The 26,651-nt window shown below is 59.9% G+C and carries 27 protein-coding genes; 12 read left to right on the top strand and 15 right to left on the bottom strand.

Features of this window, described 5'->3' with window-relative positions:
• Position 1 precedes the first annotated feature (1 nt).
• Positions 2–1,771, top strand: coding sequence for a FimV/HubP family polar landmark protein (locus HUW52_RS23645; RefSeq protein WP_175555039.1), 1,770 nt, complete (start codon positions 2–4; stop codon positions 1,769–1,771).
• A gap of 119 nt (positions 1,772–1,890) precedes the next feature.
• Here the strand turns inward: HUW52_RS23645 and HUW52_RS23640 are convergent, their stop codons facing one another.
• Positions 1,891–4,080, bottom strand: a complete 2,190-nt coding sequence (locus tag HUW52_RS23640; protein ID WP_016984209.1) for a patatin-like phospholipase family protein — start codon at positions 4,078–4,080, stop codon at positions 1,891–1,893.
• A 71-nt stretch (positions 4,081–4,151) separates the two neighbouring features.
• Between HUW52_RS23640 and HUW52_RS23635 the strand changes: the two genes are divergently transcribed.
• Positions 4,152–4,439 (top strand): SelT/SelW/SelH family protein, encoded by a 288-nt coding sequence (locus HUW52_RS23635; protein ID WP_016984210.1) that lies wholly within the window; start codon positions 4,152–4,154, stop codon positions 4,437–4,439.
• Here HUW52_RS23635 and HUW52_RS23630 read toward each other — a convergent pair.
• Together HUW52_RS23630 and HUW52_RS23625 are read right to left on the bottom strand one after the other, a co-directional pair.
• Positions 4,433–5,323, bottom strand: coding sequence for a DMT family transporter (locus HUW52_RS23630; RefSeq protein ID WP_175555038.1), 891 nt, complete (start codon positions 5,321–5,323; stop codon positions 4,433–4,435). The genes HUW52_RS23635 and HUW52_RS23630 overlap by 7 nt on opposite strands.
• Before the next feature lie 116 nt (positions 5,324–5,439).
• On the bottom strand, positions 5,440–6,204 hold the full coding sequence (locus tag HUW52_RS23625) for an AraC family transcriptional regulator (RefSeq protein ID WP_016984212.1): 765 nt from the start codon (positions 6,202–6,204) through the stop codon (positions 5,440–5,442).
• A 135-nt stretch (positions 6,205–6,339) separates the two neighbouring features.
• Between HUW52_RS23625 and HUW52_RS23620 the strand changes: the two genes are divergently transcribed.
• Complete coding sequence (locus HUW52_RS23620) at positions 6,340–7,155, top strand: UDP-2,3-diacylglucosamine diphosphatase (protein WP_007919701.1); 816 nt, start codon at positions 6,340–6,342, stop codon at positions 7,153–7,155.
• A gap of 121 nt (positions 7,156–7,276) precedes the next feature.
• Here HUW52_RS23620 and HUW52_RS23615 read toward each other — a convergent pair whose 3' ends face one another.
• Both HUW52_RS23615 and HUW52_RS23610 read right to left on the bottom strand, forming a co-directional pair.
• Positions 7,277–7,867: an HD domain-containing protein gene (locus HUW52_RS23615; RefSeq protein WP_175555037.1), complete on the bottom strand. Its 591-nt coding sequence runs from the start codon at positions 7,865–7,867 to the stop codon at positions 7,277–7,279.
• A 22-nt stretch (positions 7,868–7,889) separates the two neighbouring features.
• Positions 7,890–8,201: a DUF962 domain-containing protein gene (locus HUW52_RS23610; RefSeq protein ID WP_016984214.1), complete on the bottom strand. Its 312-nt coding sequence runs from the start codon at positions 8,199–8,201 to the stop codon at positions 7,890–7,892.
• Positions 8,202–8,365: 164 nt separating this feature from the next.
• On the opposite strand from HUW52_RS23610, the gene HUW52_RS23605 reads away from it, so the two are divergent.
• Complete coding sequence (locus tag HUW52_RS23605) at positions 8,366–9,427, top strand: AraC family transcriptional regulator (protein ID WP_016984215.1); 1,062 nt, start codon at positions 8,366–8,368, stop codon at positions 9,425–9,427.
• Here HUW52_RS23605 and HUW52_RS23600 read toward each other — a convergent pair.
• Complete coding sequence (locus HUW52_RS23600; RefSeq protein ID WP_016984216.1) at positions 9,384–10,838, bottom strand: TrkH family potassium uptake protein; 1,455 nt, start codon at positions 10,836–10,838, stop codon at positions 9,384–9,386. The genes HUW52_RS23605 and HUW52_RS23600 overlap by 44 nt on opposite strands.
• Before the next feature lie 121 nt (positions 10,839–10,959).
• On the opposite strand from HUW52_RS23600, the gene HUW52_RS23595 reads away from it, so the two are divergent.
• Positions 10,960–11,526 (top strand): nitroreductase family protein, encoded by a 567-nt coding sequence (locus HUW52_RS23595; protein ID WP_175555036.1) that lies wholly within the window; start codon positions 10,960–10,962, stop codon positions 11,524–11,526.
• A 245-nt stretch (positions 11,527–11,771) separates the two neighbouring features.
• Here the strand turns inward: HUW52_RS23595 and HUW52_RS23590 are convergent, their stop codons facing one another.
• From HUW52_RS23590 to HUW52_RS23565, 6 genes are all read right to left on the bottom strand, one after another.
• A complete protein-coding gene (locus HUW52_RS23590; protein ID WP_175555035.1) occupies positions 11,772–13,112 on the bottom strand; it encodes a cell wall metabolism sensor histidine kinase WalK in 1,341 nt (446 codons plus the stop codon).
• A gap of 175 nt (positions 13,113–13,287) precedes the next feature.
• Positions 13,288–13,737 (bottom strand): Spy/CpxP family protein refolding chaperone, encoded by a 450-nt coding sequence (locus HUW52_RS23585; RefSeq protein WP_175555034.1) that lies wholly within the window; start codon positions 13,735–13,737, stop codon positions 13,288–13,290.
• Positions 13,738–13,862: 125 nt separating this feature from the next.
• Positions 13,863–14,540, bottom strand: coding sequence for a response regulator transcription factor (locus HUW52_RS23580; RefSeq protein ID WP_016987937.1), 678 nt, complete (start codon positions 14,538–14,540; stop codon positions 13,863–13,865).
• 7 nt (positions 14,541–14,547) lie between these two features.
• Positions 14,548–14,958: a translation initiation factor 2 gene (locus HUW52_RS23575; RefSeq protein ID WP_016987936.1), complete on the bottom strand. Its 411-nt coding sequence runs from the start codon at positions 14,956–14,958 to the stop codon at positions 14,548–14,550.
• 110 nt (positions 14,959–15,068) lie between these two features.
• A complete protein-coding gene (locus tag HUW52_RS23570) occupies positions 15,069–15,368 on the bottom strand; it encodes a YciI family protein (RefSeq protein WP_016987935.1) in 300 nt (99 codons plus the stop codon).
• Position 15,369: 1 nt separating this feature from the next.
• Positions 15,370–15,969, bottom strand: a complete 600-nt coding sequence (locus tag HUW52_RS23565; RefSeq protein WP_007919675.1) for a septation protein A — start codon at positions 15,967–15,969, stop codon at positions 15,370–15,372.
• 87 nt (positions 15,970–16,056) lie between these two features.
• Here HUW52_RS23565 and HUW52_RS23560 point away from each other — a divergent pair, with 87 nt between their 5' ends.
• The 6 genes from HUW52_RS23560 to rluB all read left to right on the top strand — a co-directional run bounded on the left by HUW52_RS23560 (position 16,057) and on the right by rluB (position 21,112).
• Positions 16,057–16,920 (top strand): PHP domain-containing protein, encoded by an 864-nt coding sequence (locus HUW52_RS23560; protein ID WP_175555033.1) that lies wholly within the window; start codon positions 16,057–16,059, stop codon positions 16,918–16,920.
• Between the two features lie 13 nt (positions 16,921–16,933).
• Positions 16,934–17,563 carry an L-threonylcarbamoyladenylate synthase gene (locus HUW52_RS23555; protein WP_095114461.1) on the top strand — a complete coding sequence of 210 codons (630 nt, stop codon included), beginning with the start codon at positions 16,934–16,936 and terminating at the stop codon, positions 17,561–17,563.
• A gap of 123 nt (positions 17,564–17,686) precedes the next feature.
• Complete coding sequence (locus HUW52_RS23550; protein ID WP_172828192.1) at positions 17,687–18,385, top strand: ScpA family protein; 699 nt, start codon at positions 17,687–17,689, stop codon at positions 18,383–18,385.
• Between the two features lie 11 nt (positions 18,386–18,396).
• Positions 18,397–19,410 (top strand): SMC-Scp complex subunit ScpB, encoded by a 1,014-nt coding sequence (gene scpB / locus HUW52_RS23545; RefSeq protein ID WP_175555032.1) that lies wholly within the window; start codon positions 18,397–18,399, stop codon positions 19,408–19,410.
• Positions 19,411–19,553: 143 nt separating this feature from the next.
• Positions 19,554–19,745 (top strand): DUF1289 domain-containing protein, encoded by a 192-nt coding sequence (locus HUW52_RS23540; RefSeq protein ID WP_016987930.1) that lies wholly within the window; start codon positions 19,554–19,556, stop codon positions 19,743–19,745.
• A 143-nt stretch (positions 19,746–19,888) separates the two neighbouring features.
• Positions 19,889–21,112 carry a 23S rRNA pseudouridine(2605) synthase RluB gene (gene rluB, locus HUW52_RS23535; RefSeq protein ID WP_141127197.1) on the top strand — a complete coding sequence of 408 codons (1,224 nt, stop codon included), beginning with the start codon at positions 19,889–19,891 and terminating at the stop codon, positions 21,110–21,112.
• 218 nt (positions 21,113–21,330) lie between these two features.
• On the opposite strand, the gene HUW52_RS23530 is transcribed toward rluB, so the two are convergent.
• Positions 21,331–22,296 carry a hypothetical protein gene (locus HUW52_RS23530; protein WP_016987928.1) on the bottom strand — a complete coding sequence of 322 codons (966 nt, stop codon included), beginning with the start codon at positions 22,294–22,296 and terminating at the stop codon, positions 21,331–21,333.
• A 71-nt stretch (positions 22,297–22,367) separates the two neighbouring features.
• A complete protein-coding gene (locus HUW52_RS23525; RefSeq protein WP_003222780.1) occupies positions 22,368–22,505 on the bottom strand; it encodes a hypothetical protein in 138 nt (45 codons plus the stop codon).
• Positions 22,506–23,398: 893 nt separating this feature from the next.
• Here HUW52_RS23525 and HUW52_RS23520 point away from each other — a divergent pair.
• A complete protein-coding gene (locus HUW52_RS23520) occupies positions 23,399–24,817 on the top strand; it encodes an amino acid permease (RefSeq protein ID WP_034153251.1) in 1,419 nt (472 codons plus the stop codon).
• A 68-nt stretch (positions 24,818–24,885) separates the two neighbouring features.
• On the opposite strand, the gene glyA is transcribed toward HUW52_RS23520, so the two are convergent.
• Positions 24,886–26,235, bottom strand: coding sequence for a serine hydroxymethyltransferase (gene glyA, locus HUW52_RS23515; RefSeq protein ID WP_175555031.1), 1,350 nt, complete (start codon positions 26,233–26,235; stop codon positions 24,886–24,888).
• Positions 26,236–26,651: the final 416 nt, after the last annotated feature.

Below are 26,651 nucleotides of genomic sequence, written 5' to 3'. Positions count from 1 at the left end.
CATGCTCGCAAGTCGGCACGTGGTACTGCGCGGTGGCGCCAAATGGCTGCTGGTCGCTGGCGTATTCAGCTATTCGGCCTGGTCGATGGCCTTGGGGCTGGGTGATATCACTGTTCATTCAGGCCTCAATCAGCCGCTCAAGGCCGACATCGCGTTGGTCGATGTCGGCGGGCTGACGCAAAACGATCTGGCGGTGCGACTGGCCACGGCGGATGAATTCGCCGAGGCCGGAGTCGAGCGGGTGTTCTTCCTCAACGACCTCAGGTTCATTCCGATCCTGCATGGCAATCGCCAGATGATCCGGGTGACCTCCAGTAAACCGGTCAACGAACCCTTTCTGAATTTCCTGGTGCAACTCAATCAGCCCAATGGTCGTTTGCTGCGTGAATACACGTTGCTGATCGATCCACCGGGCTCACCGGGAATCGTGCCGGCCACCGATGAGCCGGATCCACTTGCGCAATCCTCCGGTTTTCCTACTGTCGAGCCTGCCGTGGCTGCGCCGCAGGCAGCGCAGGGCAAGCGCGATTCGGTGCCAACGCCTGCCACCCCGCCCGCCACCGATGCGCTGGCCGAGCAATTGGCCGCCAGTGTGTTGCTGGGCCAGCAACTGCAGAAGACTGTCGACGAACTCAATGCAAAACTGCAGACACAAGATGTGCAGATTGCCGACGGCAAGAAGCAGATCATTGACCTGCAAACGCGCCTGGTCGAGCTTCAGCAAGCGCCGCCACCGACTGTAGTGACACCCGTACCGGCTTCGCCCCCTGTTGTGACGCCGGTCGCGTTCAGCGATGACGGTTTGAACTGGCCATTGCTCGGTGGCTTGTTGCTGTTGCTGGGGGCACTGGCCGGGTTGTTTGTGCACCGTCGCCGGCAACAACAGACACCGGCTGACGAACCGCAACCGTTTTTGCCGCAGGGCAGTGAGCCGGATTTGCCTGAAGCCGAAAACGCAGGATCAGTCAGCGCTCCGGTCTCTGCCCAACACCGCGAAGAACCGGCGGCGGGTGATGTGCTGGAAGCAGTAGGGATCTATCTGGCCTATGGCCGACTCGGCGAAGCTGCCGGGCTGCTGCGCGATGCCTTGCACAAAGAACCGGAGCGCACCGATATCGGTTTGCAGTTGCTTGAAGTACTGGGGCGCCAGGGTGACAGCGCCGCGTTTGAACAACAGGAAAGTCATTTGCGTGAGCTGGGCGTGCCTGTCCAGACGTTACAGGATGTGCGCGCTCGACATCCGAAACTGGCAGGCGCGGCGCCGTTGGCCGGCGCGCCGCCGGTCATTGCGGCGGCCCCCATTGTCCCGGCACCACCGGTGCCAGAAGATGATTTCGAGTTGAATCTGGGCGAGTTGTCGATGGATTCCAGTTGGGATCTGGAGGACAGCCGCCCGGCCTCAACCGGACCGTCGGCTGACACCTCGGCGCTGGGTTCCAGCCTGCGAGTACTGCCTCAGGACTTCGAGTTGCCGGAGGCGACCAGCGAAGACGCTGAGCTTGAGTGGATCCCCGAGCCGGAGGCCGAGCCGCTGGATGAAGATTTTCTCAATGAATTTGCCGATACCGAGCCGTCACTGGTGTTGCAACCGCTGGATTCGCAGGAGCCGGAGCCGATCCATGACGAAAATTCCGGAAAGCTCGAACAGGCGCAGACGTGCATTGACGACGGTGACATCGACAGTGCGATTGCGTTGCTCAACGAATTGCTCAAGGAGGGGGATGAGCCGTTGAAGCAAACGGCGCGGACGTTGCTGGCGGGGATTCGCTGAAGCCAATGTTTCAGCGGCGTATCGAATATTGCCATCGCGAGCAGGCTCACTCCCACATTGGAATGCGTTCCTCTGTGGGAGCGAGCCTGCTCGCGAAGACGGATTCTCAGGCGCCCTGATCAGAAGGTCTGGCCAAGATTCAGATACACCGCCTGCTCATTCGCATCATTCAACCCATAACTGAAATTCAACGGCCCCAGCGGCGTGTCAAAACCGATAAACACACTCGCGGCGTTGATGTAGCCACTGTCGAACTCATTGTCATTGTTCCACGCCCGTCCACGTTCCAGTGAGGCGCCGGCGTAGAGCGGAAAATCCAGCGGCAGATACGAGCGCGGCGTCAACCGGCGGTAGTACACCGCGCGCATCAGGCTGATGTTCTGTCCGGAAATCGCGTCCTCACGGAAACCCGACAACTGTCGCGCACCGCCGAGAAGAAAACTCGATGTCACCACATTGGCGTCGTCCAGCGTGCGCCCGTAGCGCCCACCGAGAATCAGCGTGTCCGGGCCATGGCTCATGGCTTTGTCGATTTTAAAGTCCCACTGTCGATAACGCGTGTCCGACCCCAGGCCCGGTTCAAACTGCGTCAGCGTCAGGCTGACGTCCTTGCCTTCGTGAGGGAAGTAGACGTTATCCAGTGAGTCGTATGAATATTTAAGGGCATAGAAACCTTCGTTGAAGTTTTCACTCGGCAGATCCTGATCGCCAATCCGTACATCGGCCTTGCCCCAGGCCTCGCCGACACCGAACCGTACTTCGCCGTTGTTGCCGATCTGTCGACCGAAGTTGAGGCCGAAACCGTAACGCTCGACGCGATACTGCGCGATCGGATCGTTGTCGAGCACCGCTTCAACGTTCTGCGCTTCGAACGAAGCATACGGCGCGACGAAGTAGCGCGAACCGACGTCCAGCGGTTGATAAAACTCGGTGTACAGCTCTTGTTTGTCACCAATTTGCGCGCGGGTCAGCCATTCCGCGCCGAGGCGGTTGATGCCGTTGATGCGGTAGCTGGCGCCGAGGTTGAAGGCGCTGTCGCCGCGCATGTCGTCGGACAGATTGAGGCCGACCCGCAAGTAATCGGTGCCGCTGCGTTTGCCCCGGGCGCTGATCACCAGTGTGTGATCCTGGCCCTTGTGCACTACGCGGTATTGCACCTGCTCGAAGTAGTCGAGGCCATACAAAGTGCCCATGTCCGAGTGCAGTCGGCCCAGATCCAGTGGTTCGCCGATGTGCTGGCGAATGTAGTAACGAATGACGTCGTCGTCGACTTTCGAGTCGTTCTCGACGCGGATTGCGGTAATGATCGGCGTGCGCTGCCCCGGCGAGCGCGCGGCATTGAGTTCGGCATCCTGGGATTCGTCGGGCTTGAGCTGAGCAAGGCGCGCATCGAGGATTCGGGTCGCGCGGTAACCGGCGTCGATCATCTCCTGAGCCTTGCCGAAATCGGTGACGCCGAACGCCGCCAGTGCGGGCTGGATCAGCACATCGGAGGATTTCAGCGCGGCCAGTTGTTCTTCGGAGTTACTGCGGGTCATCAGGGTGATCGACTGGTTCAGCACATCGACCACGGTGGTCAGTTGTTTGCGATTGCGCAGCGGGGTGCCGATATCGACGACGATGGCCACGTCGACGCCCATTTCCCGCGCTACATCGAGGGGGATATTGTCGGTCATGCCGCCGTCCACCAACAGCCGGCCATCGAGTTCGACTGGGGCGAACACCGCCGGGATCGACATGCTCGCGCGGATCACCTGCGGCAAGTGGCCTTTGCGGAAGACCACTTTTTCGCCATTGGAAATGTCGGTAGCCACGGCGCGGAACGGGATCGGCAATTTGTCGAAGTCCCGGGTGTCGCTGGTATGCGCCAAAAGACTTTCCAGCAGCAGTGCGAGGTTCTGACCCTGAATCACGCCCAGTGGCAGGCCGAGACTGCCGTCGTCGCGAAAGCTCAGTTTCTGTTTCACCAGAAAGTCGCGGTCATCCTGCTTGCGCCGAAACGGCACGTCTTCGCGCGGTGGGGCGTCGGACAGCGCGGCTTGCCAATCGATGTTCAACGCGAGTTTTTCCAGTTCATCAATCTTGTAGCCCGAGGCGTACAGACCGCCGATCACTGCGCCCATGCTGGTGCCGGCGATCGCATCGATCTTGATGCCTTGCTCTTCCAGCGCCTTGAGCACGCCGATATGCGCCAGCCCGCGCGCCGCGCCGCCGGACAGCACCAGGCCGACTTTCGGTCGCGGCGCCTCAGTGGCGTGAACAAAGACTGGAAGGAAACCAAGCAGCAGGCAGAACAGCAGACGGCGCATTGTGAGTCTCGGGGCAAGCGTTAAAGCCGGCTATTATAGCGGCGCCCTCTGTCTCAGGAGTTTCAGCGAACATGACTGTCGCAAAAGCAGAAGTTGTCATCACCTATTGCACCCAATGCCAGTGGCTTCTGCGCGCCGCGTGGCTGGCGCAGGAACTGCTCAGCACCTTTGCCGATGACCTCGGCAAGGTCTCGTTGGTGCCCGGCACGGGCGGAGTGTTTCAGATTACCTGCGCCGGCGTGCAGATCTGGGAACGCAAGGCGGACGGCGGCTTCCCGGAAGCCAAGGTGCTTAAGCAGCGAGTTCGCGATCAGATCGATCCTGAGCGCGACCTCGGCCACAACGACCGCACTCAGTGAGACGCGGCCTCGGCGGCGGTTTTCTTGTCGGCATGGCCGGACATCCGTGCTGACACGACGATGGCAACAATGATCAGTGCGCCACCAATCAGCATCTTCGGCGTCGGGTTTTCATTGAACAGCAGCCAGGCGACGGTGATGCCGTAGACCGGCTCCAGCGCAAACACCACCGCTGCCGTGCGCGCCTTGATCACCGCCAGACTGGCGACGAACAGGCTGTGCGCGACGCCGGTGCAGAACACCCCGAGCAGGGCGATCCACAGCCAGTCCAGTGCCCGGACTTCGCTCAGTTGCGGCGCCGCGACCGGTAGCAGACACAGGGCCACCACGACGTTTTGACACAACGCTGCCTGCACCGCCGGGATGCGTCCGGAGCTGGCGCGGTTGGTCAGCGACAGCAGCGAGAACAGCAGGCCCGACAGCACCGACCAAAGCAAACCGATGGTCGCGCCGCTGCCCAGGTCGAAGGCCGGGGTCACCAGAATCAGGCCAATGCTGACCAACACCACCAGCAGAATTTCATTGGCACGGATGCGTTCGCGGAAAATCAGCCCTTCGAGAATCACCGTGAAGGCCGGGAAACTGGCAAAACCCAATGTTGCGATGGCGACACCGGCGATCTTCACAGACAGGAAGAAGCTCACCCAGTGCCCGGCCAGCAACACGCCGCTGAGGGCCACACGCCGCCAGTCCACGGCCTGCAGTTTCTGCCAGCCGCTCTGGCTGGCGAAGCGGGCGAAGAACGCCAGGGCGAGCACAGCGAAAGCGGCGCGCCCGAAGACAATCACAGCGGGGGAGGCGGCAGCGAGTTTGCCGAACACACCCGTCAGGCCAAACATCAAGGCGCCGATATGCAGAGCGCCGAGGGCGGTACGCGGAGTCATTGCAATCCTTCTATCTCAAACACAATTCAAATACAGGAGCTGCCGCAGACGGACATCGTTCGTCTGCGGCAGCTCCTGTATTGAAGCGCGTCGAGGCCAATAAGTCTGTCGGCAGACTATCGTCTTTTGTCGTAGGAATCGCGCCGAAGCTGTCCGGGTGATGAGCCGAACTCACGAAGGACGGCAGCTGAGAAGGCACTCTGCGAGTTGTAGCCGACGCGACTGGCAATTTCACCCATTGGCAAAACCGTGTCGCGCAGCATTTGCACCGCCAGATGCAGGCGCCGACTGCGGATGTAATCCATCGGCGTCTGCCCGCATTCGGCCATGAACCGTGCATGCAGGCGCGCGCTGGACAACCCGGCCACGCGGGCAAGATCGGCGACTTGCAGCGGATAAGCGGCGTTTTGCTCGATGTGCGCATCCAGCGCGGCGTAGGGCAGGCGACGTGCGACGAGTTCGCCAGGTTGCGTGTGATTGAGACTGGCCAGCAGCAATACCGCGCCTTGCTGCGCGATCAACGGATCGCTCACCGGGCTGTTCGCCAGCCAGCTGACCAACTGGCTTTGTCCTGAATCCAGCGACAAGCGCGCGGGCTGATCGAGCAAGCGTTGACTGGCCTCGGCGTGCTCACCCAGTGAGTCCTTCACCCATTGCCCCTCAGGGATGTCGAGGACCAGACAGCGGCTGCCGTCGGGACTGCCGCAGGCATGATGAGCGCCGGACGGAATCACTACGAAACTCTGCTGACGCACCTGACTGCCACAACCCTCGACCTCGAAATCCAGTGCACCGGACAGGCCGAACACCAATTGCGCGTGCTCGTGGCTGTGCACGATCAGATCGTGGGTGTACTGGCGCAGGGTAAGGATCGGTCGCATGGCAGGTCGTCTCCGAAGTGGTCGTCAGTCTACACCGGCGCACGCCGGATGCGTTGTCACAGGACTGACTCATGTTTGTCATGGTCGATTAACCGGGCACGCGCAGAGTGGCGAAAACATCGCAGAGGGTTGCCCATGACCAGCGCCGAGCTCGCCAGACCCAGTCGCAAACAACGGGTGCGAACCCTGTGGATTTCCGACGTGCACCTGGGCACGCGAGATTGTCAGGCCGAGCACTTGTCGCAATTTCTCAAGGGCTATCACGCCGACAAGATTTATCTGGTCGGCGACATTATTGACGGCTGGAAACTGCGCGGCGGTATGTACTGGCCGCAGGCGCACACCAACGTGATCCGGCGTTTGCTGACCATGAGCAAGCGCGGCACCGAGGTGATCTACGTCACCGGCAACCACGACGAATTCCTGCGTCGGTATTCGAAGCTGATTCTGGGCAATATCCAACTGGTCGACGAGGCGGTGCATGTCACCGCCGATGGTCGGCATCTGCTGGTGATTCACGGCGATCAGTTCGATGTCATCACCCGTTATCACCGCTGGCTGGCCTTCCTCGGCGACTCCGCCTACGAATTCACCCTGACCCTCAACCGCTGGCTCAACCATTGGCGGGCGCGGTATGGCTACGGTTACTGGTCACTCTCGGCGTACCTGAAACACAAGGTTAAGACGGCGGTGAGTTTCATCAGTGATTTTGAAGAAGCCATTGCCCACGAGTGTGTGAAGCGCGAGTTGCATGGTGTGGTGTGCGGGCACATTCACCATGCCGAAATCCGCAAGGTGGGCGAGGTCGATTACCTTAATTGCGGTGATTGGGTGGAGTCGTGCACCGCGTTGATCGAGCATTGGGACGGTACGATCGAGTTGTATCGGCTGGCGGATGCGCAGGCGCGGGAGGCGGAGCTAAAGGCGGCCAAAGTCGCCGAACTCGCCTGAGCGAAAGAGAACCCTGTGGGAGCGAGCCTGCTCGCGAAAGCGATAAATCACGCAAAGCCGTGTCGCCTGACACTCCGCATTCGCGAGCAGGCTCGCTCCCACATTTTGGATTGTGGCGTTCTCAGGCGGGGCTGTGTTCCTCCATTGCAGCTTTGTAAATCGAGTTCTTCGGCTGCGCAAACAACCGTTCCATCATTGGTTCGAAAAAGCTCAAAGGCAGCGTGTCATAGCCCGGATCAAACGCCGCCGCATCGTATTTGGCACAGAACTCGGCGGTCGCCTGAAACTGCGGATGCTCCTTGAACTGCTCGCGCAGATGCCGATCCATACCCAGATGATGAAAGAAGTAGTAACCCTGAAATACCCCATGCTTCTCGACCATCCACAGATTCTCGGCACTGACGAACGGCTTGAGAATCGCCGCTGCAATGTCCGGATGGTTGTACGAACCCAAGGTGTCGCCAATGTCATGCAACAAGGCGCAGACCACGTATTCCTCGTCGCGTCCGTCACGAAGCGCGCGGGTCGCGGTTTGCAGTGAATGAGTCAGGCGATCCACCGGGAAACCACCGAAATCACCTTCGAGCAGCTTCAGATGGCTCATGATCCGGGACGGCAACTGTTTCGCGTAGGCACTGAAATCGGCGGCGATGATCGCCCAGTCTTCCTGTGTACCGTCCTTCATATGGGTGAAGCGGGCATTGGCGTGCATCGGCCGTCCTCGTTGTCGGTTTTCAGAAGGCCACGCGACCCAGAATCATGTCGCGGTACATGACAAAGTCGCCGAGCAGGCTGTACAGCGGATGCTGAAAAGTTGCCGGTCGGTTCTTTTCAAAGAAGAAGTGGCCAACCCAGGCGAAGCCGTAGCCGGCCGGCGGCAGCGCCAACAACAGCAGCCAGGCGCCGTTGGCGATGGTTATCGCGAGAATGAAAATCACCAGCGAGGTGCCGATGAAATGCAGGCGCCGGCAGGTGCTGTTGCTGTGTTCGCTGAGGTAATACGGATAGAACTCAGCGAAGCTGCTGAAATGCTTGATGTTTTCCACGACCGCGTTCTCTGTGGTTATTGTTCTGGCGACGAGTTGTTCTGCGGGTAGCTTATTTGAGTCTAGAGTGATCATTGGCGTGGGCCAGTGACAATCGGCGCCACTTTAGTATCCTTCGCAAATCAGGCCGTAACATGCGGCCCCTCATGTAAAAGAAAAACGCCATGAGCGAACGAACGACTTCTGCAAGCTGGGCGATGGGGATTGTCAAAGCATTGGAGATGGACGGCCTGGATTGCCGGGTTCTGTTCAAGCAACTGGGGCTTGATTACACGGCTCTGGATGATCCGGATGCGCGTTTCCCGCAAGATTCCATGACTCGCCTGTGGCAACGGGCGGTCGAGCTGTCCGGCAATCCGGCGATCGGCCTGAACATGGGCAAAGTGGTGCGACCGGCGTCGTTTCATGTCGCCGGCTACGCATTGATGTCGAGCAATACTCTGGCCGAAGGCTTCCAGCGACTGGTGCGCTATCAGCGGATCATCGCCGAAAGTGCCGACCTGAGCTTCCGTCTGCTGGAAGAAGGTTACGCGCTGATTCTGACCGTACACGGCGACCATCTGCCGCCGACCCGGCAAAGCGCCGAAGCCTCGCTGGCCTGTGCGCTGGGCCTGTGCGGCTGGCTGACCGGGCGCACGCTGCATCCGGTCAAAGTGCTGGTGCAGGGTGATCAGCCGGAAAATCTGCAACCCTACAAACAAGCCTTCCACGCGCCGTTGGTGTTCAACGCGCCGTACGATGCGCTGATCTTCGAACGCGCCGACATGGAGGCGCCGCTGCCCACCGCCAACGAGGCGATGGCGCTGTTGCATGACCGGTTTGCCGGGGAATATCTGGCGCGGTTTTCCGAAAGTCGTGTGACCCACAAGGCGCGACAGGTGCTGTGCCGGTTGTTGCCACAAGGCGAACCGAAGCGCGATACCGTGGCGCAGACCCTGCATTTGTCGCAGCGTACCTTGCAGCGCCGCTTGCAGGAGGAGGGCACGAGTTTTCAGCAGTTGCTCGATGACACCCGCCGTGAACTGGCCGAGCAGTATCTGGCGCAACCAAGCATGACCTTGCTGGAGATTGCCTATCTGTTGGGTTTCGCCGACCCGAGCAACTTCTTTCGTGCGTTCCGCCGCTGGTTCGATACCACGCCCGGCGATTACCGGACGCGGTTGTTGCAGGCGCCGAGTGCGATCAATGACGCCAAAAGGCCGGAATACACAGCACAAACACCGTAATGATCTCCAGTCGGCCGAGCAGCATGCCGAACGACAGGATCCACTTGGCCGCGTCCGGCAGGGTGGCGAAGTTGCCCGCCGGGCCAATGGTTTCGCCAAGGCCCGGGCCGACGCCGGACACGGTACTGGCGGCGCCGGTCAGCGCAGTCATCCAGTCGACGCCGAGCAGCGACAGCAACAGGGCGATCACGCAGATGGTGATGGCGAAGAAGAACGAAAAAGTCAGAATCGATCGGACGATTTCTTCGTCGAGGCGATGGCCGTTGTACTTCTGTTTGATCACCGCGCGTGGGTGAATCAACTGATTAAGGTTAGCCTTGAGCAGTATGTAGGCGACCTGGAACCGGAAAATCTTGATCCCGCCAGCCGTCGAACCGGAACAACCGCCGACAAAGCCCAGATAGAAAAACAGCATTAGCGAGAAGTTGCCCCACAGGCTGTAGTCGCCGAGGGCGAAGCCGGTAGTGGTGACCACCGAGGTCACGTTCAACGCGACATGACGCAAGGCGTCCAGCCAGTGCAGGTTGGTCGTCCACCAGTACCAGGTGCCGAGCACCAGCCAGGTCACCAGCAGCATCCCGAGCAAACCCTGCACCTGTTGATCCTTGATCAGCGCCTTACGATTGCCGCGCAAGGTCGCCACGTACAGAGTGAACGGCAGGCTGCCAAGAATCATGATGACCACCGCCACCCAGTGCACCGCTGGTTGCGTCCACTTGGCCAGGGATTGGTCGGAGGTCGAGAAACCACCGGTGGAAATTGCCGACATTGCATGGTTGATCGCGTCGAACGGGCTCATCCCGGCCCACCAGAACGCGAGGCTGCCGAGGATGGTGATGCCGACGTATGCGGCCACAATCAACCGCGCCACCATGTGCGAGCGCGGCATGACCTTTTCCGAGCGGTCCGAGGATTCGGTCTGGAACAGGCGCATGCCACCGATACGCAGCAGCGGCAGAATCGCTACCGCCATACCGATAAAGCCGATACCGCCGATCCAGTGCAGCAACGAGCGCCACATCAGGATGCCGGGAGACATGTCGTCGAGATGATTGAGCACGGTCGAGCCGGTCGCGGTGATGCCCGACATACTTTCGAAAAACGAGTCGGTGTAGCTGATGTGCTGGGTCAGCAGAAACGGCAGCGCGGCGAAAATGCACACCACCAGCCAACTGCTGACAGTCAACAGGTACATGTCGCGCGGGCGAAGGTGAATGTGCTCCGGGCGGCCGGGAATCACTAGTGCGAGGCCGGCGACGAAGGTGATCATGCTCGCCCAGAGGAACGACGGCAGGTCGCTGGTGCGTTCGAAAATCACCAGGGTGGCCATCGGCACGACCATGGCCACGGCCAGGGTGATCAGGAAGATGCCGATAATGAAACCAATGATCCGTAAGGTCGGCAACGCCATGAAGTCCGCTCGGGCTGATGTGAGAAGGGCGCCATTCTACCCGTGGGGCAGGGCATGTAAACCGGCATCCTGTGTACAGATAAAGCTAGAATAGCCGCACATATTTTTCAGGAGGTGGCCGATGCAGGCTCTCGACGCGTTGCTCAACCGTGTTTCCGTTCCACGACTGGTCGAACCGGCCCCCACTGCCGAGCAGCGCGAAGCCCTGTTTGGCGCAGCGTTGCGCGCGCCGGATCACGGGCATTTGCAGCCGTATCGCTTTCTGACCGTCGAAGGCGCAGCGCGCGAGCAGATGGGCGAGTTGCTGGCCGAGGCTGCACAGATGCAGGAAGGCGAAGTCACCGAAGCGATGATCGACAAGGCCCGCAACGGCCCGCTACGTGCACCGCTGGTGGTTGTGGTGATCGCTAAATTGCAGGAGCACGTTAAATATCCGAAGGCTGAGCAGTTGCTGGCGGCCGGGTGTGCGGCGCACGGGATTTTGCTGGCGGCGTATGCGCAGGGGATCGGTGCGGTTTGGCGCACGGGGGATCTGGCTTATTCGCAGCACGTAGCCAAAGGTTTGGGGCTGGCGGAAGGTGAAGAGGTGATTGCGTTTCTTTACCTTGGCACGCCGCAGAAAGAGCCTCGCGTAGCTGAGAAGGTCGACCTGACCGAGTTCGTCAGCGCCTGGCCCGCCATCGCCTGAAGATCAAAAGCCCCTCACCCTAACCCTCTCCCGGGGGGAGAGGGGACTGATTGGGGGATGCTTTAGAGGTACGCCGACGTGGGCGATCTTCGTGGAATCCAGAATCGACTTCGGCTCAATTCGAATACAGAGTTGATTACGGATTCAGAATCCATAATCAACGCGGTGTTTCAGGTCGATGTCTGACGCAAGACAACTCGGCCGGCTCCCTCTCCCTCCGGGAGAGGGCTGGGGTGAGGGGGCTTTCAGGGTTGAACGATAGCTCCGGGTACAAGCGGCAATTCCAGACTCGCAATAAACCCGCCCTGCGGATGATTGGCCAGCGTCAGACTCCCACCATGGCGCTCCGCCGCCCTTCGCGCAATCGCCAAGCCCAAGCCATGTCCCGCCGCCGTCTGCCCCGGCGCCCGATAAAACGGCTCGCCCAATTGACTCAAATGTTCGGCCTGCACCCCCGGCCCATGGTCACGCACGCTGACGATGATTTTTTCACCCTGACGCGAGGCTTGCATTTCAATCGCCAGACCCTCCGGGTTGAAGCGCTGGGCATTGCGCAGCAGATTATCGACGGCGCGCTCGATCATGGTCGGCCAGCCCTTGAGGTTCAACTGCGGTTCGGCATCGAGACGGACAATCTGCTCGGGGGATGCAAGCTTCGCGTCTTTCTGTAGCGTGCCGAGAAGTGCATTCAAATCCACCTCTTCAGCACTGGCATTGTCAGCATCGACTCGCGCCAATACCAGAATTTCACTGATCAACGCTTCCAGCCGATCACATTCACGGGTCAGCCGTGGCCAGAGTTTCTCGCGTTCTTCGGGGTTGGCCCGTTCCGCCAGTGCCAAGGCAATGCGCAACCGCGCCAGCGGCGAGCGCAATTCGTGAGACACGTCGCGCAACAGCTGCCGCTGACTGCCGATCAGGCTCTGCAAACGTGCGCCCATGCGATTGAAGTCATTGGCCAGTACGCCGAATTCATCGCGACGGTTGGCCAGTTTCGCCAGGCTGTTTTGCTGATAGGTGGTCTGCCCCAGATCATGCACCGCGCCGCGCAAACGGCTGAGCGGGCGGGTGATGGAGAAGGTCACCAGCAGGCTGAACAGCGTCAGCACCACCAGCGCGATGCCCAGCGCGCTCAGTGGCCAAAGCAGACTTTCCCGGTGCCAGGAATCGAGTTCCGGGTGCGGGATGCGGTAGATGAACAGGTAGGTGTCACCGGTTTTTTCGCTGGTGAACTCATCGGTCAGGCGCCGCCATGGCAAGCGTCGGTCATCGTTGTTCTGGCGTGCCTCAAAAGCGGCGGCGCGGCGCGGGAAGGTGCCGCGCACTACCGGGTCGCCGGATTCGTTGAGCACCTGAACGTCGATGTGATATTGGCGTTTGCGCTGTTCGAGAATGTCCTGGGCGGCTTCTTCACCCTGGGCTTCATAGGTTTGCGTCCATTCGCCGGCAAGGGTGTTGAGACCTGGATGGCGGCTGAGGATCCACGCGTCCTGGTTGAGCATATGCCCGAGCAGAATGGACAACCCGGCCACCAGAGCGATGGCCAGCCAGAAGCTCGCGAGAATACGCCAGAACAATGAACGCACAGAAAATCCTCAAAGCAATGCAGAACCCATGTGGGAGCGAGCTTGCTCGCGAATGCGGTGTGTCAGTCAACATTTCTGCGTCTGATACACCGCATTCGCGAGCAAGCTCGCTCCCACAGTTCAACGGGTGAAAACAGGCCCGACGGGGGGAGCCGTCGGGCCTGAAGTTAGATCATTATTGCGCCTTTTGCGCCTGTTGCGCTTTCCACGCCTTGAACTCGGCCCATTCGGCGCGACGTTCGGCTTGCTTCTTCTGGGTCTCGTCGAATTTCTTCTGTTGATCCGGTTTCAACACGGCGCGGACATCGGTTTCGGCTTTCTTGTGGTTGGCCGCCATCTCGTCTTTCATGGCTTTCTGGTCAGCCGGCGAGAGTTTTTCCAGGTACTTGTCGACCACTTGCTTACGCTCGTGCATCTGCTCGCCCATGATCTTGCGGATCTGCTCGCGCTGTTCGCGGGACAGGTCGAGTTGGCTGTACGGGCCTTTGCCGTGCATGCCGTGCATCTGACCGCCGTGGCGTGGGCCGTCGAGCGGGCCCCCCATCGGGCCGCCGTCTTGCGGCATGGCCATGGCGACGGTTGGCAGAGCGGCAGCGAACATCAGAGCGATAAGAGTCTTGCGCATGGTGTATCTCCTTGTCTCGTTCCCGGTACGTTCCGGATGAGTACAGATTACGGAGATCAAGGTCAGCGGCGGTCAGCGCTGCGTAAAGCTTCGGTAAAGACGCTCAAGCGCTGACCTGACAAAACCTACAGACTATAGAAGTAACCGCGACTGCGCAGGGCGACGATGCGCGGGCGGCCGTCCGGATGCGGGCCGATCTTTTTGCGCAGGTTGCTGACATGCATGTCGAGGCTGCGGTCGTACAGGGTCAGCTTGCGGCCGAGGGCGAGCTGCGCCAGTTCCTGTTTGTCCAGCGGCTCGCCAGGCTGCTTGAGCAGGGCTTCGAGCAGACGGCTTTCGGAGACGGTGAGGGTCAGTTCTTTTTCGTCGATGCTGACCACACCACGCACCGGGCTGAAACTCAGGTCGCCCAATTCAAGTTGCGTCGACACGGCCGCCGGGTGACTGCGGCGCAACACCGCGCGCAGGCGCGCAGTCAGTTCGCGCGGATCACAAGGTTTGGCCAGGTAATCGTCGGCACCCAGTTCCAGGCCGAGGATGCGATCCAGCGGCTCGCCACGGGCCGAGAGCATCAGCACCGGCAGGTCGGCGTGGTCGTTGCGCAATTGCTTGAGCAGTTCCAGACCACTGCCATCGGGCAGCATCACGTCCAGCACCACTGCCGCCGGGGCTGTTTCGGCCAACGCCTTGCGGGCGCTCTGGCCGTCATGGCAGGCGCGCACATGGAAGCCTTCCTGGCTCAGCCAGCTACTCAGGAGTTCGCACAACTCCTGGTCATCATCAATCAGTAACAGCTCGCTCATGACTCACTCAATTTAGCCATTGCCGACGTTTTCGGCTTGCACCACTGGCAAAGATACCGCAGAGCAGCGCTAATAGCGCTACTCCGGCGCCCGTAACGAACCACTGCTGTTGTTCGGTCAACAGACGCGGCAGTGGGCTGGCCTGGGCTTCCTTGAGTTGCAGCTTGAGACGCTGGTTCTCCTGGCGCAACCGGGCGAGCTGGACGCTTTCACGGGTGTTGTCGGCATTTTGCAGTTGTTTGCTCAGTTCTTCCCGCTGCTGCTCGCTGGCCTTGAGGCGCTGCTGCAACTCGGTGATCTGGCTGCCGGCGCTTAACGACAATGGCGTGGAGCTGCCGCTTTCGGTGGTTTCCTCACCATGGGCGGGGGCCATGATCGACAACGTGACCAACATCAGACACAACGGACCCTTGCGCATCGCGACACCTGTTTCCAAATGGATATTGGGCAGGTTGTCGGCAGGCAAACGAGAATAATGAGCGATTGAGAACGCGATGAACTGACAAGGTTCATCGCGTGGGGACAGAGTTACGGCAGGACTTGCTTGAACGGCTTGACGATCACGTTGGCATAGACGCCGGCGGCAATGTACGGATCGGCGTCAGCCCAGGCCTGTGCGGCGCTCAGCGAATCGAATTCGGCGACGATCAGGCTGCCGGTGAAACCCGCTGCGCCCGGATCATTGCTGTCGACGGCCGGGTGCGGACCGGCCAATACGATGCGGCCTTCGCCCTTGAGCGCTTGCAGGCGTTCCAGATGCGCAGGGCGCGCGGCCAGGCGTGCTTCCAGTGAGTTGGCAACGTCGGTGGCAATGATGGCGTAGAGCATGTCAGTCCTCGGTTTTTGGTGTTGTTGTGGTATCGGCATCGTGCAGATGGCGCGACAGGTAAATGCCCTGTGCGACCAGGAATACCAAGGTCATGCCCAGGCTGCCGAACACCTTGAAATCCACCCAGTAACTCTGGAAGGTGAAGGCGACGAACAGGTTGGCAGCGCCGCAGAACAGGAAAAAGGCGATCCAGGCGATGTTCAGGCGGGTCCACACCGGATCCGGCAGGGTCAGCGCGTGGCCCATGATGCGTTTGATCAGCAGACGGTCACCGATGAAGTGACTGCCGATGAAGGCGACGGCGAACAGCCAGTTGACCACCGGCGCTTTCCATTTCAGGAAGGTCTCGCTGTGGAAGGCCAGCGTCAGGCTGCCGAACACCAGGCAGGCGATCAGGGTCAGCCATTGGCTCTTTTCCAGCTTGCGCTGTTTGATGAACAACGCGCCGTACACCACCAGGGAACTGATGATCAGCATCGCCGTGGCGCTGTAAATACCGCCTACAGTGACTTCATGGCCAGCGATGTCGACGACCCGTGGATCAAGTTTGTAAACGATGAAGAACAGCAGAAGCGGGATGAAATCGATGAATTGTTTCACAGTGAGAGCCAGAAGCTGGATGTGGCGGCATAATAACAAACATATGGGCGCGCGATAGCGCCAGCTGATTTGAGGTTACAACTCCCCGTGAATGTTGATTTGCACTGCCATAGCACGGCCTCCGATGGCGCCCTGGCGCCTGCGGTTCTGGTTGCGCGTGCGTTCGAGAACGGCGTGCGAGTCCTGGCGTTGACCGACCACGACACCCTCGAGGGCCTCGCCGAAGCGCGCACGGCCGCGACCGAATTGGGCATGCAACTGGTCAACGGCGTCGAACTGTCCTGTACCTGGGGCGGCGCGACCATTCATGTATTGGGCTACGGTTTCGACGTCAACGCCGCGCCGTTGGTCGAGGCCATCGCCAAGTTGCACGATGGCCGCTGGCTGCGGTCGGAAGAAATAAGCCGCAAGCTCGCCCTTAAAGGCATGCCCGGTGCCCTCGAAGGCGCGCGGAAAATCCAGCAGGAACTGGGCGACAGCGGCAACGCCCCGGCCCGTCCGCATTTCGCCGACTGGATGGTGCGTGAAGGGTTTGTAAAGGATCGCGCCGAGGCATTCCGCAAATGGCTTGGCGCCGGCAAGCTGGGTGACGTCAAGTTGCACTGGCCGACGCTGGAAGACACCGTTGGCACACTGCGGGCCGCCGGGGCCTGGGTCAGCCTGGCGCATCCGTGGCACTACGATTTCACCCGCAGCAAGCGCCGAAAGCTGATTGCCGACTATATTCAAGCAGGCGGGCATGCAATTGAGGTGGTCAATGGCCATCAGCCTGCGGAACAGGTCGGCAGCCTGGCAATCCTTGCCCGTGAGTTCGGTCTGCTGGTCAGCGCCGGCAGTGACTTCCATGGCCCTGGCGGCTGGTCCGAGATCGGCCAGTACCGGCCGGTTCCCGAGGACCTTCCACCCCTGTGGTGTCGGTTCAAACATGACACAGATATTGCCGCCGTCTGAACAGGTAGAGAATGTGAGTCAATTTTTCCAGATACATCCGGAAAACCCGCAAGCGCGCCTGATAAAACAGGCAGTCGAGATCATCCGCAAGGGCGGGGTGGTGGTTTATCCCACGGACTCTTCCTACGCGATCGGTTGCCAGATCGGCGATAAAACCGCGATCGAGCGTGTTCGTCGCCTGCGTCAGCTCGATGAAAAGCACAACTTTGCGCTGATCTGCAGCGACCTGTCGCAACTGGGCAACTACGCCAAGATCGACACCGGCACCTTCCGCATTCTCAAGGCGCACCTGCCGGGGCCTTACACCTTCATTCTCAACGCCACCCGCGAAGTGCCGCGTCTGTTGTTGCATCCGAAGAAGCGCACCATCGGCTTGCGCGTGCCGAGCCATCCGATTGCGCTGGCGCTGCTGGCCGAACTGGGCGAGCCGCTGATGAGCGTGACCCTGATCATGCCCGGCGATGAAGACCCGCTCAGCGATCCGTACGAAATGCGCCAATTGCTCGAACATCAGGTGGACCTGATCATTGACGGCGGTTTTGGCGGCATCAAAGCCTCCACCGTGATCGACCTGACCGGCGACGACCCGGAAGTGGTGCGCGTTGGTTGCGGCGATCCGACGCCGTTCATGGTCGAGGCCTGAATGTCCGCAGTGGAAACCGTTGCCGATCCCCAGGCCGGTGCTCAGCAAGAGCTGCCGTTTGCCATGGTCTATGGCCAGGCGGTCATGGAAATGCCGCTGGACCTGTACATTCCGCCGGATGCGCTGGAAGTCTTTCTCGAAGCCTTTGAAGGCCCGCTCGACCTGCTGCTGTACCTGATCCGCAAACAGAACATCAACATCCTCGACATCCCGGTGGCGGAAATCACCCGCCAGTACATGGGTTATGTCGAGTTGATGCAGTCGGTGCGCCTGGAGCTGGCCGCCGAGTATCTGGTGATGGCCGCGATGCTCGCCGAGATCAAGTCGCGCATGCTCCTGCCGCGCGCCGAAACCGTCGAAGACGAAGAAGACGATCCGCGCGCCGAACTGATCCGCCGCTTGCAGGAATACGAGCGTTTCAAGGCTGCTGCCGAAGGCATCGACGGCTTGAGCCGGGTTGGCCGCGACGTTATCGTGCCCAAGCTCGACGCCCCGGAAGCCCGCGCGCGCAAGCTGTTGCCGGATGTCGCGCTGGAAGAGATTTTGATGTGCATGGCCGAAGTGCTGCGCCGTGGCGATATGTTTGAAAGCCACCAGGTCAGCCGCGAGGCACTGTCCACCCGCGAGCGCATGAGCGATGTGCTGGAACGGCTCAAGGGCGGCGGTTTTGTGCCGTTCGTCGAGCTGTTCACCGCCGAAGAGGGCCGGTTGGGTGTGGTGGTGACCTTTATGGCGATCCTTGAACTGGTCAAGGAATCCTTGGTCGAGCTGGTGCAGAATGAGCCGTTCGCCGCGATCCACGTGCGAGCCCGAGCCGAATAACGAGTCGAAACATGAACCTGACTGAACCCCGCGAGCTGGCACCCCTGCTTGAAGCCTTTCTGTTGGCCTCGGGAAAGCCGCAATCCCTTGAGCGCCTGTTTGAACTGTTTGAAGAGGGCGAGCGGCCCGAGCCAGCGGTCTTCAAGAAAGCCCTGACCCTGTTGGGCAAGTCCTGCGAGGGCCGCGCGTTCGAGCTCAAGGAAGTCTCGTCGGGCTATCGTTTGCAGATCCGCGAGAAGTTTTCGCCGTGGGTTGGCCGCTTGTGGGAAGAGCGCCCGCAGCGTTATTCCCGTGCGCTGTTGGAAACCATCGCGCTGATCGCCTACCGCCAGCCGATTACTCGGGGCGAGATCGAAGACGTGCGTGGCGTGGCGGTGAACAGCAACATCGTCAAAACCTTGCTGGAGCGGGAGTGGATTCGTGTTGTGGGTTACCGCGACGTGCCGGGCAAACCGGCGATGTTTGCCACCACCAAGGGTTTTCTCGATCACTTCAACCTGAAGAACCTCGAAGACCTGCCGCCGCTGGCCGAACTGCGCGAAATGGAAACCGACCCGGTGCTCGATTTTGACGACGCCCCGGTTCCGCAGGGCTTGCAGGAACTGGCCGACGCCAGCGCCGAGCCGGAGGAAGAGAAGGAAGAGACCAGTTTCCATACCTTGCTGCTGGAACTGGACAGCATGGAGGAGGGGATCAAGACCGACTTCGATGATTTGCTGCGGGATGCGGTGGATGGTGAAGTGCCGACGGTTGATGCAGAAACCGAGACTGAGCCTGAGCCTGAGCCTGAGCCTGAGCCGCAGATCGCCGAGCCAACCATCGAAGTTGAACTTGAAGCCGAGCCAGAAGCCGAACCGGAAGAGGACATTCTTGGCGTCGCCGAAGCCCGCGAAAAGCTGTTGGCCGCCGTCGCTGCCCTTGAACAACCGGCGCCAGCACCCGAACCCGAGCTGAGCGAAGAAGAAGCCGAAGCCCGCGCCTTGGCCGAAGCGATCGAGGCCGAACGCCGCGAATTCGAAGACTGACCGAATCCGGAGAACAATGACGGCCCCTGTGGGAGCGAGCTTGCTCGCGAAAGCGGAGTGTCATTCAAAGATGATGTATCTGACATACCGCCTTCGCGAGCAAGCTCGCTCCCACAGGGTTTAGCGTAAGCCAGGAGATGCTGATGACTTCAACAAAAGACCCGTGCATCAGCCTCTGCAAATTCACCGAAGACATCTGCCTCGGCTGCGGCCGCAGCAAGCGCGAAATCAAGGCCTGGAAGAAACTCGACAAGGACGACAAGCGCACCGTACTGGCCGAAGCCGCGCTGCGCCTGATCAAACTTGGCGGCGCCGGTCGGCGGAAAAAGAAATAACTGTCGATCGATCAGCTAGTCTCTGATGCGCGACGGCGCACATCCGCGTATGATTCGCGACCCTTCGCCGATCCCTTCGGCCTAGAACCCAGATTTCAATGCTTCAGGCGCCGCCTGAACAGACCACACCGGGAGGTGCCCAGATGAGCGACATCATTCAGAAAGACGACCAGGAAATCGGCCCAGCAGGCGAAAAGCTGCAGAAAGTCCTCGCCCGTATCGGCGTCGGCTCGCGCCGTGACGTGGAATCCTGGATCAGCCAAGGCCGGATCAAGGTCAATGGCAAAGACGCCACCCTCGGTCTGCGCGTCGACATGCACGACGCCATCACCATTGATGGCAAGGTGATCAAACGCGAAGAGGCGGCCGAATCGGTACGCCGCGTGATCATGTACAACAAACCCGATGGCGAGATCTGCACCCGTGACGACCCGGAAGGCCGTCCGACCGTGTTCGACAAGCTGCCGCGTCCGAAAGAAGGCCGCTGGATCAACATCGGTCGTCTCGACATCAACACCACCGGTCTGCTGATGTTCACCACTGATGGTGAGCTGGCCAACCGCCTGATGCACCCGTCCTACGAGATGGACCGTGAGTACGCCGTGCGTGTACGCGGTGAAGTCGACGACGAGATGATCGAGCGTCTGAAGGCTGGCGTGGTGCTGGAAGACGGCCCGGCCAAGTTCACCGACATCAAACAGGCACCGGGCGGCGAAGGCTTCAACCACTGGTACCACTGCGTGGTGATGGAAGGCCGTAACCGTGAGGTTCGTCGTCTGTGGGAATCGCAAGGTCTGGTGGTCAGCCGTCTGAAGCGCGTGCGTTTCGGCCCGGTGTTCCTCAACTCCGACCTGCCGATGGGCCGCTGGCGCGAAATGAGCCAGTACGAAGTCGACATTCTCAGTGCTGAAGTCGGCCTGACGCCGGTGGCGATGCCGCAACTGAACGCCAAGAGCAAAGACAAGCTTGAGCGCATGCAGCGTAAATCGTCGCGTCCGATGGGCAAGACCGAGCGCGTGCGTACACTGCGTCCAGCCGCTGGTGCGCCGACCGGCCCACGCCCAAGCCGTGAGCCGCAGATCGAAGGCGAGCGCCCAGGTCGCAAGCCAGTTGCCGCCCGTGACGGCGAGCGCGCACCGCGTCCGGCCAACGGTCGCACCGAGCGTGGCGAACGTGGCGCACCTGCTGGTCGCGGTACGCCAGTGGCTGATCGTCCAGCAGACACCACCAACAAGCGCCCGGCCAAGCCTGCACCGAAGCGCCCGGGGATCAAGCTGGTTGATGGCGACAAGCCGTCAGGCAAGCGCCGTGGCGCACCGGCCGGTTCCGGTCAGCGTCCGGGGTTTGGTCGTAAAAAGCCGGAATAAGGCAGTTGTGAGCTTCTAGCGGCAAGCTTCAAGCTCAAGCAAAAACGCCAACCTCAGGGTTGGCGTTTTTTTTCGTCTGGTGAACGGTATGTAGCGCCTGGTAGGGCCTCTTCGCGAGCAAGCTCGCTCCCACATTGGAGCTATGTCGTACACAAATCCCCTGTGGGAGCGAGCTTGCTCGCGAAAGGGCCGGTAGCTTCAATAAAGAAATCTTGGGGCTAGAACACAAAGCGCCCGTCAAACACCGGCTTGTCATCCAGCGCCAAAACGCCGCCCGAAAAGATCAGGTCCAGGTGATGACTACCCTTGGCGCCACCGCCCAACCCAAGATGCAACCCACAATGCCGCTCCTCAAACCCGGCATTACGCGCATACAAATCCTTCACGCCTTCATTGGTGCCAATCCCCAACTCTTCAATCCGCCGGTTCGACGGATTCGCATCCAGGTACTTGTTGAAATCATGCTCCAGCCCCGGCACCTCCGTGGCGATGCGGCTGATGGTCGAGTTCTCGATCCATAACTCCAGCGGCGACTCCAGCACGCCGTACTTGCGCGCAAACGGGATGGTGCTGAGGAATGTGCCCTTGAATTTCACATGGCCGTTGATGGCTTCGCTGTGCGTGGCGATTTCGCCGGGGGCGAGGTCGAAGTTGCCGACGCCGTTGATGTCGGTCCACTTCTTGATGCTGCTCAGTGGCGTTTCAAACCATGAGCCGTCGTCGTCCTTGAAGCTCAGCGTGGTCGCCTGGGACATGCGCTGGATCAGGTGACTGTTGAGCCCGGCGATGCGCTGCGGGGTGACGCTGAAGGTGTCGTAGAAATACTCGCCGTAGTCCTTGAACAGCAGCGACTTCTTCCAGTTTTCCGCCATCACCGCTTGCAGCGCGCGGACGAATTCCGGGCCGTCGGGGCGCGGGTTGGGCAGGGTGGAAGAGTCGTAGAAGAAAATGTACAGATCGCTGTCGGTGATTGCCGAGGTCAGCGCTGCGGTGCTCTCCAGGTCCAGACGTCGGGCGCTGAACGTGAAGCGTGGATGATCGCCAGCCTGTTCGGCGATGGCGCCGGTCAGCGCTTCGTAATCAGCCGTGTGGCCGAGCAACACCTTCGCCGAGTCGATGCCGGCAAGGGCAGGGTGGTGTTCGAGGTAGTAAAGGAAATGCGAGATCGCGCGGGGCTTATCCATGAGTCCTCCCTGACTGACCGTGAAGAAAGCGGCAGGCACGACCGGCCGGATCGTGCCTGCCCGGTGATGTCTTACAGAGGCCACATCGCCGTGCCGAACGGAACCACCGCGTCGGCTTGCATCATTTCTACAGCTGCCTCGTGGGTCGGTGCTTCAAACCATTCGTCCAGTTGCAGTTCGGTATCCAAGTCTTTTTCCAGTGCTTGCATGGTCGATCTCCTAGATGACTTTCACGGTTGTGACTGGCCGGTCGAGGTGGCCGGCAAGACGTGAAGAACCTAGTTCAGGGTTTTTTGTAATGCAAAAAATTATTCATTTAATTTTTAAATAGACTTTTTATTCTGTTTTTTCACTGGGTTTTTCTTATTTGAAAACAAAAAACTAAGTCGTGGTTTTCATTAGCAAGCTAGCGACCGTCAATTTGCAGACATCCGACAGAATTTTCTGAAATGGAAACTCTGCGTTACGCGTCGTAAAGAAATGTTTACGAAAAAGCCGGGAAAACCGAGTGAATACCACCCTCTATGGGGGCTGTAAGGAAAAGCTGCCGAAGCCTGGTCGGCCGGGCGTTGCGCAAGGCTCTGGCGCGCTTGTTTCAGCGGCGTTTGCAGGGTGAGATGCGCCCCATGCCTGTCGTGCAGGTGCATAACAAGAAGGAGGCGCAATGAACGCCGTGACTGATCTCCACCTCTCTCCGTGGGACGGTTTTTTCCTCGTCCACGCCGATGGCCTGCAAAGGCCTGACTCAATTTTTGCAGCCGCTCGAGTATCTCGAGGCGGACACACGCAATCCCGGCAACCATCACGCTGATCCAGCGGGGTCTGGCAGCAGGGGGTTAGCGGTGTACAATGCGCCGCGTTTTAACTGTGACCCTCTGCGTAATCGCAAAAATCTCAAGGCTATCCGCCTTGTTCACTCCGTGGCGCCACAAGCGTTTCGGGTTCGATTTCGTCACAGATAAAAACAAACAGGTGACGCATGACCGTTGTAAATAAGCTGAACTCCTGGTGCCTGCGCTGGGGTTTGATCGGGGCTGCCTGAAATCGCAACCTGGCAGCAACGTCTACTGAACATCATCAAACCTTGCGTGAGACCTTTTTCATGAGTGGACAACCCTCGCAATCAGGCGAGCTGAAACGCGGCCTGAAAAATCGCCACATTCAACTGATCGCCCTCGGTGGCGCGATCGGTACCGGATTGTTCCTCGGCTCGGCCGGGGTACTGAAATCCGCCGGCCCGTCGATGATCCTCGGCTACGCCATCTGCGGCTTCATCGCCTTCATGATCATGCGCCAGCTCGGTGAGATGATTGTCGAAGAGCCGGTGGCCGGTTCCTTCAGCCATTTCGCGCACAAGTACTGGGGCGGTTTTGCCGGTTTCCTGTCAGGCTGGAACTGCTGGATTCTGTACATTCTGGTAGGCATGTCGGAGCTGACCGCAGTCGGCAAATACATCCACTACTGGGCGCCGGACATCCCGACCTGGGTCTCTGCGGCAGCCTTCTTCGTGCTGATCAACGCGATCAACCTGGCCAACGTCAAAGTCTTCGGTGAAGCCGAATTCTGGTTCGCGATCATCAAGGTCGTAGCGATCGTCGGCATGATTGCGCTCGGCAGCTACCTGCTGGTCAGCGGCAACGGCGGCCCGCAGGCTTCGGTGACAAACCTGTGGTCGCACGGTGGTTTCTTCCCGAACGGCGTCAGCGGTCTGGTAATGGCCATGGCGATCATCATGTTTTCCTTCGGCGGTCTGGAAATGCTCGGTTTTACCGCAGCTGAAGCCGACAAGCCGAAAACCGTGATCCCGAAAGCGATCAACCAGGTGATCTACCGGATCCTGATTTTCTACATCGGTGCACTGGTGATCCTGCTGTCGCTGACCCCATGGGACAGCCTGCTGGCAACCCTCAACGCGTCTGGCGATTCGTACAGCGGCAGCCCGTTCGTGCAAGTGTTCTCGATGCTCGGCAGCAACACCGCCGCGCACATCCTCAACTTTGTGGTGTTGACCGCAGCGTTGTCGGTGTACAACAGCGGCACCTACTGCAACAGCCGCATGCTGCTGGGCATGGCCGAGCAGGGCGATGCGCCGAAAGGTCTGGCGAAGATCGACAAGCGTGGCGTGCCGGTGCGTTCGATTCTGGCTTCGGCGGCGGTGACGCTGGTCGCTGTGCTGCTGAACTACCTGATCCCGCAACACGCGCTGGAACTGCTGATGTCGCTGGTGGTTGCAACGCTGGTGATCAACTGGGCGATGATCAGCTTCTCGCACTTCAAGTTCCGCCAGCACATGAACAAGACCCAGCAGACGCCGCTGTTCAAGGCGCTGTGGTACCCGTACGGCAACTACATTTGCCTGGCGTTTGTTGCGTTCATCCTCGGCGTGATGCTGCTGATCCCGGGCATTCAGATCTCGGTGTATGCGATTCCGGTGTGGGTCGTGTTCATGTGGGTCTGCTACGTGATCAAGAACAAGCGCGGCGCGCAGCAGGCCGTGCACGCGGCAGGTGCTGCCAAGTAAGCGCTGACGCAGAAAAACAAAACCCGGCCTGAGTGCCGGGTTTTTTTATGGATGCAAATGTTGAAGCGCTATTGATAGTCGGCGAAAGGATAGTCCCTGCACAGGGTTTCGACCTCTGAGCGAAACTGCGTGAGGAGCAGCGGTTCCAGGGTGTAATCCTGTTCGCCGAGCGGCGCCACCGTGTTCAGAATCCGCACGATCAAATCGACGATCTGGCGGCTGCCGTGGACATCGACCCGGCGTTGCGCCAGAGCAGCGGTGCCGATACGCAGCCCGCTGGTAACCAGTGCCGAACGGGGATCGTCGGGTACGCGATGTTTGTTGACGATGATCCCGCAGTGTCCCAGCGCCGCCTCCGCGATAGCGCCCGTGATGCCACCCCGCAAGCGAACCAGCACCGTGTGGTTTTCACTGCAGCCGCCAACCACTTCATAATCCTTGGCCTGAAACGCTTTGGCCATTTCATCCGCCGTACTGCGGACCTGCGCCATGCAGGCGTCGAATGCTGCGGACATTGCATAACCCAGCGCGGCAGCCTTCGCAGCGACCATGTTGGCAGCAGGCGCGCCCTGCATTCGCGGGTAAACGGCTTGATCAAGCAGGCGACTGAAGGTGGTCCGCAAACCGGGAATCTTGGTGTTCGCATCAGCACCGCTGAGAATCACGCCACCGCGAGGCCCGGCGAGTTGCTTGTGCGTGCACGTGACGGTGACGTGGGCGGCGTCGATCGGACTTGGATGGCGCCCGGTGGCGACGAGCCCGGCGATATGCGAAATGTCGGCGAGCAGGATAGCCCCGGCTTCATCGGCAATTTCACGAAACCGCTGGAAGTCCACCACGCGTGAATAGGCGGTGGCGCCGCAGAGGATGACGCGTGGGCGGTGGGCGAGTGCGAGCAGGCGAACCTTGTCGTAATCGATAAGGCCGTCCGCTGTCGTGCCGTACTGGATCGCCTTGTAGTAGGCGCCGGAAAACGCGGCGAGGCTGCCATGCGTGAGATGACCGCCGTGTTCCACCGCCATGCCCAGCAAGGTATCGCCAGGCTCAAGCAACGCCGTGAGCACTTGGTAAACAGCGTTCGACGCTGAGTGTGGCTGCACGTTGGCGTATTGCGCAGCGAACAGTTGCCGCGCCCGGCGGATGGCCAGCGACTCCACCCGCTCGACGTTCTCGCACCCTGCGCTGTGGCGCTTGCCGGACATGCCTTCAGCGGTCACGTTGACCAGCACGGAAGCGGAGGCCGCCAAGGTTCGCGGCTGGACTGCGCAGGAGGACGAGACCAGTGAAAGCGTGTGCTGTTGACGCGTGACTTCAGCGTCGAGAATGGCCGCCAGTTCGGCGTCTTCTGCGCGGAGATCTGCCAGACCGCGTCGCAGCAAGTCAGCCTGGTTCTTGAGTGGTTCAGTAATGACTGCCATTGCTTATTCCTTCCCTGGTTTTGCGTGATTTGCGCATGTCCTTGCTTGCCAGATCTGTACAGGCGAATCCGTGTTTTGACCGCTGTGCGCGCAAAACTAAACCCTGTACAGGCCTCCCGGTTTTTCGTTCTTTCACTCTCGAGAATGCGACGCCGGATTGACGCATCATAAATTTTTCAGTGAGGAACGCCACAGAATTAATCAAAAAAAAGAACATTCTTCAAAGAAAATGATTCTTTTTGTGGTCGCGTCGGGTGTAAAACAGGCATTGCCCGGTGCCGATTTTCCGGCCTAGGATGGAAGTCGAAAGGAACTGACGAGTCCGTACGGAGGCTGAAATGACACCCGCACGTTGGCGAAAGCAGCCTGTGAAAGCTGACTTTTTATACCGAACCCAGGGAGGGAGAATGCTATGA

This window comes from Pseudomonas sp. 43A (assembly GCF_013363935.1).
GTDB classification, from domain to species: Bacteria; Pseudomonadota; Gammaproteobacteria; order Pseudomonadales; family Pseudomonadaceae; genus Aquipseudomonas; species Aquipseudomonas crudilactis.
The sequence above is the reverse complement of the archived record's forward strand: the minus strand, read 5'-3'. Positions and strand labels throughout refer to the sequence as shown.

What these genes read in the sequence shown, in the direction of transcription:
- HUW52_RS23615 (WP_175555037.1), bottom strand. Translation starts at nt 7,867, where the DNA reads ATGCACGCCAATGCCCGCTTCACCCATATGAAGGACGGTACACAGGAA.
- scpB (WP_175555032.1), top strand. Translation starts at nt 18,397, where the DNA reads ATGAACCTGACTGAACCCCGCGAGCTGGCACCCCTGCTTGAAGCCTTT.
- HUW52_RS23640 (WP_016984209.1), bottom strand. Translation starts at nt 4,080, where the DNA reads ATGCGCCGTCTGCTGTTCTGCCTGCTGCTTGGTTTCCTTCCAGTCTTT.
- HUW52_RS23585 (WP_175555034.1), bottom strand. Translation starts at nt 13,737, where the DNA reads ATGCGCAAGACTCTTATCGCTCTGATGTTCGCTGCCGCTCTGCCAACC.
- HUW52_RS23525 (WP_003222780.1), bottom strand. Translation starts at nt 22,505, where the DNA reads ATGCAAGCACTGGAAAAAGACTTGGATACCGAACTGCAACTGGACGAA.
- HUW52_RS23605 (WP_016984215.1), top strand. Translation starts at nt 8,366, where the DNA reads ATGAGCGAACGAACGACTTCTGCAAGCTGGGCGATGGGGATTGTCAAA.
- HUW52_RS23530 (WP_016987928.1), bottom strand. Translation starts at nt 22,296, where the DNA reads ATGGATAAGCCCCGCGCGATCTCGCATTTCCTTTACTACCTCGAACAC.
- rluB (WP_141127197.1), top strand. Translation starts at nt 19,889, where the DNA reads ATGAGCGACATCATTCAGAAAGACGACCAGGAAATCGGCCCAGCAGGC.
- HUW52_RS23630 (WP_175555038.1), bottom strand. Translation starts at nt 5,323, where the DNA reads ATGACTCCGCGTACCGCCCTCGGCGCTCTGCATATCGGCGCCTTGATG.
- HUW52_RS23580 (WP_016987937.1), bottom strand. Translation starts at nt 14,540, where the DNA reads ATGAGCGAGCTGTTACTGATTGATGATGACCAGGAGTTGTGCGAACTC.
- HUW52_RS23595 (WP_175555036.1), top strand. Translation starts at nt 10,960, where the DNA reads ATGCAGGCTCTCGACGCGTTGCTCAACCGTGTTTCCGTTCCACGACTG.
- HUW52_RS23520 (WP_034153251.1), top strand. Translation starts at nt 23,399, where the DNA reads ATGAGTGGACAACCCTCGCAATCAGGCGAGCTGAAACGCGGCCTGAAA.
- glyA (WP_175555031.1), bottom strand. Translation starts at nt 26,235, where the DNA reads ATGGCAGTCATTACTGAACCACTCAAGAACCAGGCTGACTTGCTGCGA.
- HUW52_RS23625 (WP_016984212.1), bottom strand. Translation starts at nt 6,204, where the DNA reads ATGCGACCGATCCTTACCCTGCGCCAGTACACCCACGATCTGATCGTG.
- HUW52_RS23540 (WP_016987930.1), top strand. Translation starts at nt 19,554, where the DNA reads ATGACTTCAACAAAAGACCCGTGCATCAGCCTCTGCAAATTCACCGAA.
- HUW52_RS23600 (WP_016984216.1), bottom strand. Translation starts at nt 10,838, where the DNA reads ATGGCGTTGCCGACCTTACGGATCATTGGTTTCATTATCGGCATCTTC.
- HUW52_RS23575 (WP_016987936.1), bottom strand. Translation starts at nt 14,958, where the DNA reads ATGCGCAAGGGTCCGTTGTGTCTGATGTTGGTCACGTTGTCGATCATG.
- HUW52_RS23635 (WP_016984210.1), top strand. Translation starts at nt 4,152, where the DNA reads ATGACTGTCGCAAAAGCAGAAGTTGTCATCACCTATTGCACCCAATGC.
- HUW52_RS23620 (WP_007919701.1), top strand. Translation starts at nt 6,340, where the DNA reads ATGACCAGCGCCGAGCTCGCCAGACCCAGTCGCAAACAACGGGTGCGA.
- HUW52_RS23570 (WP_016987935.1), bottom strand. Translation starts at nt 15,368, where the DNA reads ATGCTCTACGCCATCATTGCCACCGACGTTGCCAACTCACTGGAAGCA.
- HUW52_RS23645 (WP_175555039.1), top strand. Translation starts at nt 2, where the DNA reads ATGCTCGCAAGTCGGCACGTGGTACTGCGCGGTGGCGCCAAATGGCTG.